Origin of the sequence: Streptomyces sp. NPDC046716, assembly GCF_040645755.1 — a bacterium.
Classification (GTDB): Bacteria; Actinomycetota; Actinomycetes; order Streptomycetales; family Streptomycetaceae; genus Streptomyces.
The window spans coordinates 1-13,149 of the sequence record NZ_JBEYYU010000048.1 but is presented as its reverse complement, the minus strand read 5'-3'; the positions used below and the strand labels follow the sequence as shown (position 1 = coordinate 13,149).

Sequence of the window (13,149 nt, the reverse complement as noted above, 5' to 3'; positions counted from 1 at the left end):
CCGGCCGGCTGTCGACCGACAACCGGAAAAGAGGGGCGCGGGGAACTGCGCGACCAGCCCCCACGCCCCCGCAGCCGCGAAGCGAACCTGTAGGCCCCCTACGGAGCGCCCACCGGCCGCCCCGAGCCGCGCGTCAGGGCGTAACCCCCGATACCGGCCAGAGCCGCCAGCACGGCCCCCGCCGCCGTCCACACCCAGCGACCGGTCCACCAGCCCGAGGCCCAGCCGTCCGCCGGCGCGGCCTTCTCCGCCGAGGCCGTGGTACCCGGCACCAGCGGAGCGGACAGCGTGCCGTCCACCGCGACCGACGAGCCGATGTCCTTCGACTGCGCCTCGACCGAGGCGGACACCGGCTGCCCCAGATCGGCGTCGGCGAGCGAGGTCACCGTCAGCCGGACGTAGTACGTGCCGGGCAGCGGATCATTGGCCCACGCCTCCGACCAGGCCCGCACCGGCCGCAGCGTGCAGGCCAGCGCCACGCTCTTCGTCTCCGCGGGCACCGTGCGCGCCTGCATGCCGTACATGCACGACTGACGGCGCCGCAGCCCGTCGTACACGTCGATCCGCCAGGTCTGCGCCCCGTGCCGGGCCTGCGCCGACGACAGATCGACCGTGGCCCGCACCGTCGGACGCTGCCCGGCGTCGGCCGGGTACGACCAGTACAGGTAGTCGCCCGTCGACGCGCTGGCCGTCGCCTTCTGGTCCTGCTGCATCGGCGCCGCCGTACGGAACGACGTACCCGCCTGGGTCGGCGCCTTGTCCGCGTCGGCGGTGTCGTCGTCCGCGGCGACCGGTCCGGCCAGCGCCAGCAGCGCGGTGGCGGCGCCCAGCAGGGCGCCCGTCAACAGTCGTGTACGTCGCATCAGTTCGTCCTCCAGACGGCGACACGCCAGCGCGAGAGCCAGCCCCAGATCACACCCGCGAGGAAACCGACCACGACCAGGGCGAGCAGCAGCCACCAGCCGTTGCCGAGCCCGAACGCGGCCACGTCGGACGCCTGGTCGGGGCCGTCCACCAGGTCGACCGTCAGCTCGACCGGCAGGCCCGGGCTCGTCTTCACCGAGGCGGGCGCGGAGTAGGAGTTCGAGACCTGGAGGCAGACCGTCTCGGCGTTCGAGGCGACGTCGTCGGGATCACCGGTGGCCTCCGGCTTCGGGTAGCGCAGGCCCGTCGAGATCGCGTCGGTGCGGCCGTCGCCGGCCTCCTGCCCGCGGACGATCTCCCGGCCGTGCGTGGTGACCGCGCGCAACAGCACGCCGTAGTCCCGGTCGACGGCCCGGTCGGCCGCCACGCTCACCGAGGCGCGCAGCTCCTGCCCGGGATCGACGTCCACGCGGTAGAAGCGGTGCTCGCCGAACTTCTCCCGGTCGCTGTACAGGCCGGCCTTGAGCACCGGCGCGTCGGCGCACTGCGCGGCGCCGTCGACGGCCACCGGGTTGACGACCGGATCGGCCGCCCGCTCCACCAGCTGGCCGACCTTCTTGGAGAGCTGGTTCTTGTGGCGCACCGCGGTGTACGTGCCGCCGGTGGCGTCGGCGATGCACGAGAGCTGCGCGCGGGTCTTGGCGTCGGCGACCAGGCCGAGCGTGTCGATGGTCAGGCCGATGCCCTTGGCGGCGATCTCGCGCGCCACCTCGCACGGGTCGAGCGGCTGGCAGGTGTCCTCGCCGTCACTGATGAGGACGATGCGCTTGGCGCCGTCGCCGGAGCCGAAGTCGCCGGCGGCCTTCAGCAGCGCGGGGCCGATCGGGGTCCAGCCGGTGGGCTGGAGCGTGGCCACGGCCGTCTTCGCCTCGGTGCGGTCCAACGGGCCCACGGGGTACAGCTGCTGGGTGTCCTTGCAGCCGGTCTTCCGGTCGTCGCCGGGGTAGTTGGCGCCGAGCGTCCTGATCCCGAGCTCCACCTCTTCGGGGGTCGCGTCGAGGACCTCGTTGAACGCCTGCTTCGCCGCGGCCATCCGCGAACCGCCGTCGATGTCGCGGGCCCGCATGGATCCGCTGACGTCCAGGAGGAGTTCGACCTGCGGGGCGGGTTTGCTGTCGGTCTCGTCCGCGTACGCCGCTGTGGGCGTGAGGCCGCCGGCTGTCAGGGCGGCGAGCAGGGTGCACAGCCCTGCCGCCAGCCTTTGTCTGATGATCATCGGCGGATCTTATGAACCGGAGGGGCCCGGGACCAAAACGAGCAGGAGAGCGGCCGTGCGGATGCCGCTCCGTCAGTAGCGCTGTGCCTGCGCGACCTTGGCCGTGAGATGCGGCTCCGGCGGCTTGGTGCTGATGGCGAGGGGCTGGGCCCGGTCGCCCGCGGCGAGGTCCTTGGCGCCGACTACCGTCGACTCCACCACCTTGCCGTCGGCGTCGCTGAAGTCGACCCGCACCGCGTAGGAGGCCTTCTCGTCCGTCTTGTTGGTGATGTTGACCACCAGAGCGCGCACGTTGTCCGTCTCCGCCAGCGGCTTGCCGGTCAGCGAGACGCTGTCCATCGCGTTGCCCTTGCCGTCGGCCTTGTCCAGCTCGCGCGTGAACTCCTGGCGGCTTCGCTCCACTTCGGCGGAGACCGACGCCTCGAAGTCGTGGGCGCGCTGGGACGCCGACGCGGCCGCCTCGGACGCCGACTCCTTCACCTCCGCCTTCTTCGACGCGGCGCTGGAGGCGAGCGCCGACGGCGGCTCGCCCGAGAAGTTCGACGCGTTCGGGGATGTCGCGCGCGGGCTGCTGCTCGCCCCGCCGGAGTCGTCGCGGTCGCCGCCGCACGCGGCGAGCGCCAGGATGCCGGTGGCCGTGCACACGGCGAGCGCGACGGCTGTGCGGTGGGCCGCCTTGGGTGTCCTCATGACCGGTTCCGCTGCCTCTCTCTCGGCTTTCTCGGTGCCGCGTCCGCGCTTCAGAAGCGCAGGACGGCGGCGATGCGCCCGGCTTCGGCGAGGGTGTCGTCCGGGACGAAGACGACCTCGGCCCCGGTCTCCAGGACGGATTCGACGATCTCGTCCACGATGTCGTGCACCGCGTCCAGGTCGTCGTCCTTCGCGGGCTCCAGGTGCCCCTCGCCGGCCCGTACGGTGGTCCGGAAGTTCTCCTCCACGACGAGCCGGTGGATCCGGGCGTCCGACGCCTTCTGCCAGACCTCGTCCACCCCGGCCGCGTACGTGTGACCGCCGCGCGCCCGGTCCAGGCCCGCCAGCGCCTCGTCGACCGTCCGCCGGGCCTCCTCCTCGCGCGCCGGGGCGACGGCCTTGGCGACCGCGTCGGGCGTGCCGTGCGCGAGCCCGCCGAACGGCACCTGGACCGCCCCGCGGGCGGCGTCGCCGACCTCGCCGAGCAGGGTCAGCGCGGCCGGCTCCCCGGTGACGTACAGCGGGCGACGCTCGGCGGCCAGCAGCGCGCCGAGGGCCGCGTCCGCGTCCCGGAAGAACTGGCGTGCCTGCTCGTCGCGGAAGGTGCTCGGCAGATCGCCGACCCGCTCCTTGCGCTCCGCGTCCGGGTCCTCCAGATCGCGCTCCAGGGGGAAGCCGTGGCCGGTGTCCCGGCGCACCCGCTCACCCCGGCCGGCCCACAGGGCGATCCGGTCGGCGGCGACGGACAGCACCCAGTAGGGGCGCGCGGCGGCGTCGGCGGCCACCAGGTTGCGGGTGAGGAAGGTGTCGGCCAGCACCACGCGCTCGGGCACCGGCCGGTCGACGGCCCAGACCTGGTGCTCGCCGGGGGCGGCGAGGACCAGCAGGCCGTCCGCGGCGTGGGCGAGGTCGGTCTCGGCGACGGCCGCCCTGATCTGCGCGACGACGTCCTCGCGGCGGTCGGCGGTCACCCCGGGATCCGCGTCGAGCCGCCGCTCCGCCTCGGAGACGAGATTGTTCAGCCGGACCGGGTCCTGGGCGTTCTCGGGCCGCCGCCGATGGGTCGGCATCACCAGGGACACCGCCGGATAGGGCCGTTGCCTGCGCAGTTCCGCGAGGACCGCGGGAGTGAGAGAGGAGTACATAACACATCATGCTGCTCACACATCGACGTATCCGGCTATTCGAAAGCAGGCCCAAAGGGGGCGGAAAAGGTGCAGGATCCAGCATTCCGGTAGAAGACTGAAGTGTATGGATCAGGCCGCGGGCACCACCGGGGACACCGTCCGGGACGCCACCCCCCGGACCGCCAAACTGACGCTGTTCACCCTGACGACGATGGTCGTCGGTTCCATGGTCGGCGCGGGGGTCTTCTCGCTGCCCCGCCGGTTCGCGGACGAGACGGGCGTGGCCGGCGCGCTCATCGCCTGGGTCGTCGCGGGCGCCGGCATGCTGATGCTGGCCTTCGTCTTCCAGCGTCTCGCGCTGCGCAGACCGGACCTCGACGCGGGGGTGTACGCGTACGCCAAGGCCGGGTTCGGCGAGTACCTCGGCTTCTTCGCCGCGTTCGGCTACTGGGCCAGCGCCTGCGTCGGCAACGTCACGTACTGGGTGCTGATCATGTCCACGGTGGGCGCGATCGCCCCGGCGCTCGGCGACGGCGACACGGTCCTCGCGATCGTGCTGTCCTCGGTGGGCCTGTGGGCGTTCTTCCTGCTCATCCGACGCGGCGTGCAGGAGGCCGCGACGATCAACCGGATCGTCACGGTCGCCAAGGTCGTCCCGATCGTGGTCTTCGTGATCCTGGCGCTGTTCTTCTTCAAGCCGCACGTCTTCGCCGAGAACTGGGGCGGTGCCGACTACGCCGGCTCGCTGTTCAACCAGGTCCGCGGCACCATGCTCGCCACCGTCTTCGTCTTCCTCGGCGTCGAGGGCGCCAGCGTCTACTCCCGGCACGCCAAGCGCCGCGAGGACGTCGGCCGGGCCACGATCCTCGGCTTCCTCAGCGTCTTCGCGATCTTCGCCTCGGTCACGATCGTGTCGTACGGGATCATGCCGATGAGCGAGATCGCCGAGCTGCGCCAGCCGTCGATGGCCGGGGTGCTCCAGGAGGCGGTCGGCACCTGGGGCGAGGTCTTCGTCAGCGTCGGCCTGATCGTCTCGGTGCTCGGCGCCTATCTCGCCTGGACCCTGATGGCCGCCGAGGTGCTGTTCGTCGCCGCCAAGGACGAGGACATGCCCCGCTTCCTGGGCCGCGCGACCTCCGCCGACGTGCCGGTGCCCGCACTGCTGATGACGACGATCCTGTCGCAGATCGTCCTCGTCATCACCCTGTTCTCCGACGACGCTTTCAACTTCGCGCTGGACCTGACCAGCTCCCTGACGCTGATCCCGTTCCTGCTGGCCGCCGCGTTCGCCCTGAAGATCGCGCTGCGCCCCGATCCCCGCACGGTCGGCGGCGGCACCGGCTTCTCCTCCGACCTCGTGGTGGCCGCCCTCGCCACCGTCTACACGGCGTTCCTGCTGTACGCGGCCGGGCTCAAGTTCGTCCTCGTCTCGTTCATCTTCTACGCCCCCGCCACCATCCTCTTCGTCATGGCCCGCCGCGAGCAGGGCAGACGCGTCTTCTCCGCCCGGGAGCTGATCATCCTGGCGGTCTCCGTCATCGGCGCCGTGCTCGGTGTCGTCGCGCTGGCGACCGGCTGGATCAGCCTGTGACCCCCCTCCCCCCCTCCACCGGCTCCACCACCGGAAGGCAGACCGTGACCGACCACGACACGACCCCCGCATCCGCCGCGTACGGCGTGCACTCCGAGGTGGGCCGGCTGCGCAAGGTCCTCGTGTGCGCGCCCGGCCTCGCGCACCGCAGGCTCACCCCGACCAACTCGGACGACCTGCTCTTCGACGACGTCATGTGGGTGGAGAACGCCGAGCGCGACCACGCCGACTTCGTCAACAAGCTCACCGGGCGCGGTGTCGAGGTCGTCGAGCTGCATGAACTGCTCGCGCAGACCGTGACGATCCCCGAGGCGAAGAGCTGGCTCCTGGACCGCAAGATCGTGGCGAACCAGGTCGGCGTCGGCCTCATCGACGACACCCGCGCCTTCTTGGAGAGCCTGGAGCCGCGCCGCCTCGCCGAGTACCTGATCGGCGGTCTGGCCACCACCGACCTGCCGGACGACTTCCGCTCGCCGTACGTGGCGCTGGCCCGCGAGACGGCGGGCGTGCGCGAGTACCTGATGCCGCCGCTGCCCAACACCCTCTACACCCGCGACACCACCTGCTGGCTGTACGGCGGCCTCACCCTCAACCCGCTCTACTGGCCCGCGCGCCACGACGAGACGCTCCTGATGAAGGCGATCTACCTCTTCCACCCGGACTTCGTCGGCTCGACCGTGTGGTGGGGCGACCCCGAACAGGAGTGGGCGCAGGCCACCTTCGAAGGCGGCGACATCATGCCGGTCGGCAACGGCGTGGTGCTGATGGGCATGAGCGAACGGACGTCCCGCCAGGCCATCACCCAGGTCGCGACCGCCCTGTTCGAGCGGGGCGCCGCCGAGCGGGTGATCGTGGCCGGAATGCCCCGGCTGCGCTCCGCGATGCACCTCGACACCGTCTTCACCTTCGCCGACCGGGACATCGTCACCCTGTACCCGAAGATCATGGACTCGGTGCACACGTTCACGCTGCGCCCCGCCGACCGGGCGCCCGGCCTCGACATCACCGACGAGGGCTCGACCCCGTTCGTCGACGTCGTCGGGAAGGCGCTCGGGATCGACGGCGGCCTGCGCGTCATCGAGACCGGCGGTGACGTCTACGCCTCCGAGCGACAGCAGTGGGACAGCGGCAACAACGCCGTCGCCGTCGAACCCGGCGTCGTCTTCACCTACGACCGCAACACCCAGACCAACACCCTGCTGCGCAAGGCCGGGGTCGAGGTCATCACCATCGTGGGCGCCGAGCTGGGCCGCGGCCGCGGCGGCGGCCACTGCATGACCTGCCCGATCGTCCGTGACCCGGTCGACTTCTGAGCGTCCGGCTCACCGGACGCTGTCGTCGACCTTGATGGAGTAGTTGACCCGCTTGCCGTTGACCGCGGTGGCCGTGACCGTGACGCCGAGGGTGTCGCTGCCGGCGGTGAGGTCGCAGCGGATCGTGGCGCCGACCCGCGCCGGAAGGTGCGCGGGGCAGGTGACCCTGCTGGGGCGTCGGCCGGTGCTGGCGGCGAGCTCGTCGGAGATCGTCTGCGCGACCCGTGCCTTGTGGACGGATCCGCCTTCGTTGACGCCCGTGTTCTCGGGCGCCGAAGGGCTGCTGTCGACCGGTGTCTCCTCGGCCGCCGGCTCCTTCTGCGCCGGGCTCTGCGCGGTGGACGCGTCCGTGCCGGACGTCGCGTCGTCCTTCTTCGCGCCGCCGACGTCGAGAGAGCATCCGCCGGCGAGAAGCACCGTCAGTGCGCCCAGCGCCGCTGCCGTCGCGATCCTCTTGTTACGCCCCGTGTGCCGCATGTCGCCTCTTCTGTTGGTGGTGATGAAGGGGGCGGTCGCCCTTGACCGGGACGACCACGCCTGCCGTCGCGCCGGGCGGAGGTCGCGTCGTGGACTGCCCAAGCGCCGCCCAAGTCGCCTGCTGTGCAAGGGAATTGGGTCTGATCCCAGGTCCGCTCAGCGGCCTGCGATGCGCACAGTAGCCCGGCACGGTCACCGGGTGTGCCGGTCGTTCGCCCCACATGCGGCTCGGTGTTGTTCGCCGGTCAATTACCCTCGACCACATGGGGCACGGGGGGCACGAGGGGAACAGCGAGCGCCTGTTGATCCTGACCGTCGAGCGGTACGGGGTATGGCTCAGGTCCGCCGTGGTCTGTCTGTGCGGTGCGCTCGGCCTCGTCTCGGCGGATCGCGCGAAGATTCCCCTGGCGACGGCTCTCTTGGTGCCCGCCGTCCTCGCCTGCGGCGTACGCCTCTTCTCGCTGCGCCGCCCGCTCCCGCTCGTCCTGCGGTGGGCGCTGGACGCGGCCGTCGTGCTGCTGGCGGGGCTGTCCCAGCCGCTGCTCGGCGGTGCGGGCGCGGATGTGACGGTGGAGGCGATCGTGGGCATCAGCGTCATCGCCTTGCAGTTCGAGTGGGCGACGCGCCCTGTGGCCGGGGCCGCCCTGGCCGTGTGCGGAGCCGTCGCCTGCGTACTGGGCGACATCCTCTCCTCACCCGCGCACGGCTTCGACGTGATCTCCCTGGTGCGCATGCTGGTCCAGGTGGGTCTGTCGCGGGCCGGCTACCTGATCGTCCGGGCGCGGGCCAGGTCGGCCGACCGGTCGGCCGCGGTCGGGGCGGCTCTGCGCCGGGAGACCGATGTCGCCGCCGCACGGTGGGCGACCGAGCGCGAGTACCTCGCGACCCTTCACGACACGGCGAGCGCGACGCTGCTGACGGTCTCCCAGGGCGACGGCCGGGACTGGTCGTGGCTGCCTCCGCGCGCCAGACAGGACCTGGAGGCCGTGTCCGCCATGCCCGGGTTCGAGACCGGGAGCGTCGATCTCGCGGCGCTTCTCGGCTGCGTGCCCGAGGGGGAGGGGCAGGCCAGGGTGCGGCTCACGACGCACATCGACGGCCCGCTCGAGATTCCGTCCGGCCCCGGGCTCGCGATGTTCAACGGGGTGCGGGAGGCCGTCGCCAACGTCGCACGCCATGCCGGGGTGCGGGAGGCGGAACTCAGGGCATGGGCGGCAGGGGACGGCGCCGTCGTCGAACTGTCCGACAAGGGACGGGGGTTCGACCCGGATTCCGTCCCCGAACGGCGTCGGGGCATCTCGGGTTCCATCATCGGCAGGATGCGCGCGGTCGGAGGCTCCGCCACTGTCACCTCACATCCGGGTACCGGGACCCGCGTGCAGTGGCGCTGGCACGGCCCGGCCCCGGCGTCGCCGGCACAGGACGGGGAAGAGACGGCCGACGCGCCGCGCCCGCCCGGCGCCCAGGCGCAGCACATGGCCGTCGTCCGCTTCATCCGCGGACAGCTCCTGCATGGGGCCCAACTGGTCGCCCTGCTGATCAGCGTGGTGTGGCAGTTCACCGTCTCGCTGCGCCGGCTCATGGTCCACCAGGACGTGTACCGCCCCGCGTGGGCACAGACAGCCGCCTTCGTCTGTCTCGCCGTCGTCGTGGTGGCCGGGGGAGCCTTTTTGCTGCGAGGCAGGCAGATCCCGCCGGGGGTGCGCGGGTGCGGCCTGGGCGCGGTGCTGGCGGTGTCGGCGGTCTGCGCGTTCACGCTCCCCGCGGAGCAGTCGACAGGTCCGGCGGACTGGGCGTTCGGAGTCGTCGGCTGGCATGCGCTGTTCCTCCTGGCAGACCTGCGGATCAGGGTGTACGCGGCGTTCCTCGGAGCGCACATAGCGCTCAACACGGCCGCTGTGGCCCTGTCCGGGGCGCCGACCGCCGCCGAGCTGGCCGCCCTGGGAGTCGCCACGGTGGGCAGCTGCGGCCTCCAGCTCTCCGTCGGCTTCCTGATGACGCACCTGCTCCACGGCACGGCGCCGGCAGCGGGGTCGGCGGCCGCGCGGGAAGAGGAACTGCGGACCCGACAACGCATCCAGGAACACCTGCGGAGCGATCACAAGGAGCGCTACCGCGCGCTCACGGCGACGACGGTGCCGCTGCTCGTGGGCCTCGGACACGGTGCGCTGAGTCCGCACGACGAGGAGGTCAGGCGGCGGTGCGGCGTGGAGGCCGCCCGCATGCGCCGCCTGTTCGCCGAGGGCGATGCCGTCGCCGATCCGCTGCTGAACGAGTTGCGGGCCTGCGTCGAGGTGGCCGAACACCAGGGGGTGAGGGTGAGCCTGGCCGTACGCGGCCGGCCGGGCGAGGTACCCGTGGAGGTGCGCAGGGGACTGATCGACCCGGTGGCGGTGACTCTGGGCCGTACCCGCTCGACCGCGCGGGTGACGGTCGTGTGGACCCCTCGCAGCGTCCGCGTGAGCGTGGTGGGCGCGGACTGCGCCGACGGCCGCACCACGGGAGCGGTCGCCCCGCCGCACGGCCGCAGCGCGGACCCGGACGTGTCCGTCGTACGAACCACACGTGGCAAAAGTGTGTGGGCAGAGGCGAGTTGGAGCAGAGCGGTGCCTTCGGGAGTTGACGTGACATGAGTAACGACGCACCGGTCAGCGTGGTCGTCATCGACGACCATCCCGCCATCCTCTCGGGCGTGGAGATGTGGTTCAGCGCATCACCGCGGCCCATCACCGTGGTCGCCGCGGGCGGTTCCGTGGCGGAAGCCTGGACCGCACCGGGCAGTACGGCCGACGTCGTCGTCCTGGATCTGCAACTGGGCGACGGGGGAACGGCGTTCGGCGACCTTCGAAGACTCGTCGACGCCGGGCGGCAGGTGGTCGTCTATACGATGCGGGACGACGAGAAGACCGCGCTCGGCTGTCTGGATCTGGGAGCCGCGACCTTTCTCACCAAGAGCGAGGGCCAGGACCACCTGGTCGAGGCGACGCTGGCAGCGGCCGACGACCGGCCCTACATGCCGCCCGCGCTGGCCGGCGCGCTGGGGACGAACGCCCGTGCCGACCGGCCCCAGCTCTCCGCGCGCGAGGAGAACGTACTCATCGAGTGGTTCCAGTCGGAGTCCAAGGAGTTGGTCGCGCAGCGTCTCGGCATCTCCGTGCGGACGGTCAACTCGTATCTGGACCGGGTACGGATCAAGTACGCGAACGTCGGCCGGCCGGCGCGGACCAAGGCGAGCCTGGTCGCCCGCGCCATCCAGGACGAGCTGGTCGACGTCGACGACCTCTGAACCCGCCGCCGGGGCTCCGCGCACCGTCAGCCGGGCAGGGCGTGCAGCTTCTTGCCGTGGAGGGCGAGGACACGGGTGCCGTCGGTGGCCACCAGCCATGCGTGATGGTCGCCGGAGCCGTCGTTGAACGTCCACCGCAGAGCACCTGTCGCCGTGTCGAAGGCGTGGATGCCGCCCTGCTGGTCGAGGTCGGTGGCGCCGTAGAGGGTGTCGCCGACTCTGACGAACTGGTGGGGTGTCTGGGCTTTCGCGTCCGCGAGGCCTGTGGACCGCCAGTTCTCCTTGCCGGTCCGCGGCTCGACGGACCGGAGTGTCCTGCCGCTGTCCGCGATGAAGAGATCGTCCCCCAGCACGGCCGGCTCCTTGAAGGTGTCGAACTCCCCGGTCCGCAGCGACCACTTCTCGGCGCCGTCGGCCAGGTCGAAGGCCTGGAGCGTGCGCCCCTGCGGGACGATCACCAGATTCCGGTGGACGACGAAGGCGCCGTAGTTCGTCTTCGTCGTCTTGTGCGTCCATGTCTGCCTGCCGGTGGCGGTGTCGCGCACCGTGAGGTTCTGCCGGAAGTCGGTGTAGACGAGGTGGCGGCCCTGAACGGCCGCGTGGATGCCGTTCTCCTGGGTGCCGAGGTCCCGCTTCTCCTTCCACACGACCCTGCCCGTGCTGCTGTTCAGCGCGGCGATCACGTTGGTGCGTGAGGAGCCGTCGTCCTCGAGGATCTCGGCGATGACGTACACCTGCCCGTCGTCCACCGCGATCGGTCTCGGCTGCCGGTACTCCTTGCCGAGGTGGCCGCGCCAGGTCTCCTTGCCCGACGCCGGGTCGTACCCGCCGACGGTGCCGTCGTACGCCCCACTGGCCAGGTACAGGGTGCCGTTGCCGAGCAGCAGCGGCGCACCGGGGACGGCGCCGCCCGGCAGCGACCACCGTTCCTTGCCGGTCGTCGCGTCGAGAGCGGTCAGCGGACGGCCGGTCGCCATCACCACGCCGCCCGTGACCACGAGTTCGTCGCGATTCCCGTAGGTCTGCGCGGAGGTCGACCTCGTCCACAGCGCGGCGGGGGTCCGCCCGTCCGCGGGGGAGGCGGCGGGGCTGCCGGTGCCCTTGCCGCGTGGGGTGGCGCTGTCCGCGGAGCCTTCACCCTCCGCCCCGCCGTCGCGGCAGCCGGCGGCTCCGGCGCCCAGTGCGGCCAGTGCGAGGCCGCCTCCCGCCAGCCGGAGTGCTCGCCGCCGGGAGGTCGTTCCACCCGTCGCACCGTGCTCTGCAGGCATGTCGATGTACCCCCGTCGAACCGTCGTGGGGCCGGTGTCGACCCCGTACGACGGGCACCGTAGTCCGGCCCGGCCGCCGAGTGTGCCGGTCGTTCGCCCCACACCGACCGGCTGTGACGCCACCGCAAGATCGCCGGCGTGTAATCTCGAGTAAATTGCCGCTTGAACCCTGGAAGATCATGAGAGAGGTCACCGCGACCCGCTACGTCACCCCGCTGCACGCCGGCGGCTCGGTCCCCGGGGTGGTCGAGGCTGACGATCTGGGCACGTACGTCCTGAAGTTCACGGGCTCCGCGCAGGGCGTGAAGGCGCTGGTCGCCGAGATCGTCGTCGGGGAGCTGGCGCGCCGGCTCGGACTGCGCTTCCCCGAGCTGGTCCTCGCCCGCTTCGACCCGGCCGTCGCCGCCGACGAGCCGCACCAGGAGGTCCAGGACCTGCTGCACGCGAGCGCGGGGCTCAATCTCGGCATGGACTATCTGCCGGGCGCGGCCGACTTCACGCCCGAGATCGCCGCCGTGTTCCCCGTCGACCCGCTCGAAGCGGGCCGGATCGTCTGGCTGGACGCGTTCACCGTCAACGTCGACCGCACCGTGCACAGTTCGAACCTGATGGTCTGGCCGACGTTCGGCACCGTCGCGCCGAAGCTGTGGCTCATCGACCACGGGGCGGCGCTCGTCTTCCACCACCGCTGGGAGGGGGCCGCGCCCGAGCGGGCCTACGACTTCAGGCACCACGCGCTGGGCGGGTACGGCCCCGACACCCGGGCCGCCGACGCCGAGCTTTCCCCGAAGGTGACGGAGGGGTTGTTGCGGGAGGTGCTCGCACTGGTGCCGGACGCCTGGCTGACGGCTGATTTCGGCACGCCCGAGGAGGCGCGGGACGCGTACGTGGAGTATCTGCTGGCCCGCGCCCGCAGCTCGTCCTCGTGGCTCCCGACGGACTTTCCCAGCCGTGACGAGCTGGCCGCCGCCGATGCGCGGCGCGCGGCTGCCATGGAGAAGGGGCGGCCCGCTTGGCTGAAGCGGGTCCCCGATCTGCACGGGAAGCCGGGGGCCGAGCAGGACTGGTCCGTGCATCTCGGGTAGCGGGGCGTGTGCGGGCCGGTGGCCGCTTCTCGCGCAGTTCCCCGCGCCCCTGAAAGGCCTGCGGCCTTCAGGGGAGGCCCGCCGGGGGAATTCTGCACTGATACGCAAGAAGGTTCGTTACCCCTGATGCGTCATCAATCCCGAATGGAAAGAGACAGCATCCGAAATGAGC

General features: G+C 71.7%; 11 protein-coding genes. 5 read left to right on the top strand and 6 right to left on the bottom strand.

What is annotated here, in order from left to right; all coding sequences use genetic code 11:
* Positions 1–98 precede the first annotated feature (98 nt).
* The 4 genes from ABZ930_RS29795 to ABZ930_RS29780 form a co-directional block, all read right to left on the bottom strand.
* A complete protein-coding gene (locus ABZ930_RS29795) occupies positions 99–863 on the bottom strand; it encodes a hypothetical protein (protein WP_361554347.1) in 765 nt (254 codons plus the stop codon).
* On the bottom strand, positions 863–2,140 hold the full coding sequence (locus ABZ930_RS29790) for a VWA domain-containing protein (protein WP_361554344.1): 1,278 nt from the start codon (positions 2,138–2,140) through the stop codon (positions 863–865). Before ABZ930_RS29790 ends, ABZ930_RS29795 begins: the two co-directional genes overlap by 1 nt.
* A 72-nt stretch (positions 2,141–2,212) precedes the next feature.
* The gene (locus ABZ930_RS29785) at positions 2,213–2,830 is read right to left on the bottom strand and encodes a hypothetical protein (protein ID WP_361554341.1); all 618 of its coding nucleotides are present in this window, start codon (positions 2,828–2,830) and stop codon (positions 2,213–2,215) included.
* 50 nt (positions 2,831–2,880) lie between these two features.
* Positions 2,881–3,975 (bottom strand): chemotaxis protein, encoded by a 1,095-nt coding sequence (locus tag ABZ930_RS29780; protein ID WP_361554338.1) that lies wholly within the window; start codon positions 3,973–3,975, stop codon positions 2,881–2,883.
* Positions 3,976–4,081: 106 nt separating this feature from the next.
* Here ABZ930_RS29780 and ABZ930_RS29775 point away from each other — a divergent pair, with 106 nt between their 5' ends.
* Together ABZ930_RS29775 and ABZ930_RS29770 are read left to right on the top strand one after the other, a co-directional pair.
* Positions 4,082–5,548, top strand: coding sequence for a basic amino acid/polyamine antiporter (locus ABZ930_RS29775; RefSeq protein WP_361554335.1), 1,467 nt, complete (start codon positions 4,082–4,084; stop codon positions 5,546–5,548).
* A 44-nt stretch (positions 5,549–5,592) separates the two neighbouring features.
* The gene (locus ABZ930_RS29770; RefSeq protein WP_361554332.1) at positions 5,593–6,861 is read left to right on the top strand and encodes an arginine deiminase; all 1,269 of its coding nucleotides are present in this window, start codon (positions 5,593–5,595) and stop codon (positions 6,859–6,861) included.
* A gap of 9 nt (positions 6,862–6,870) precedes the next feature.
* On the opposite strand, the gene ABZ930_RS29765 is transcribed toward ABZ930_RS29770, so the two are convergent.
* Positions 6,871–7,338 (bottom strand): DUF4333 domain-containing protein, encoded by a 468-nt coding sequence (locus ABZ930_RS29765; protein ID WP_361554329.1) that lies wholly within the window; start codon positions 7,336–7,338, stop codon positions 6,871–6,873.
* Between the two features lie 263 nt (positions 7,339–7,601).
* Here ABZ930_RS29765 and ABZ930_RS29760 point away from each other — a divergent pair, with 263 nt between their 5' ends.
* Positions 7,602–9,971, top strand: a complete 2,370-nt coding sequence (locus ABZ930_RS29760) for an ATP-binding protein (RefSeq protein ID WP_361554326.1) — start codon at positions 7,602–7,604, stop codon at positions 9,969–9,971.
* Entirely contained in the window at positions 9,968–10,624 is a 657-nt protein-coding gene (locus ABZ930_RS29755) for a response regulator transcription factor (RefSeq protein ID WP_361554323.1), read from the top strand. The genes ABZ930_RS29760 and ABZ930_RS29755 overlap by 4 nt, the downstream gene beginning before the upstream one ends.
* Positions 10,625–10,650: 26 nt before the next feature.
* On the opposite strand, the gene ABZ930_RS29750 is transcribed toward ABZ930_RS29755, so the two are convergent.
* Positions 10,651–11,892, bottom strand: coding sequence for a PQQ-binding-like beta-propeller repeat protein (locus tag ABZ930_RS29750; RefSeq protein ID WP_361554320.1), 1,242 nt, complete (start codon positions 11,890–11,892; stop codon positions 10,651–10,653).
* Between the two features lie 176 nt (positions 11,893–12,068).
* Here ABZ930_RS29750 and ABZ930_RS29745 point away from each other — a divergent pair, with 176 nt between their 5' ends.
* The gene (locus ABZ930_RS29745) at positions 12,069–12,977 is read left to right on the top strand and encodes a HipA family kinase (RefSeq protein WP_361554503.1); all 909 of its coding nucleotides are present in this window, start codon (positions 12,069–12,071) and stop codon (positions 12,975–12,977) included.
* The last annotated feature ends 172 nt before the right edge of the window (positions 12,978–13,149 follow it).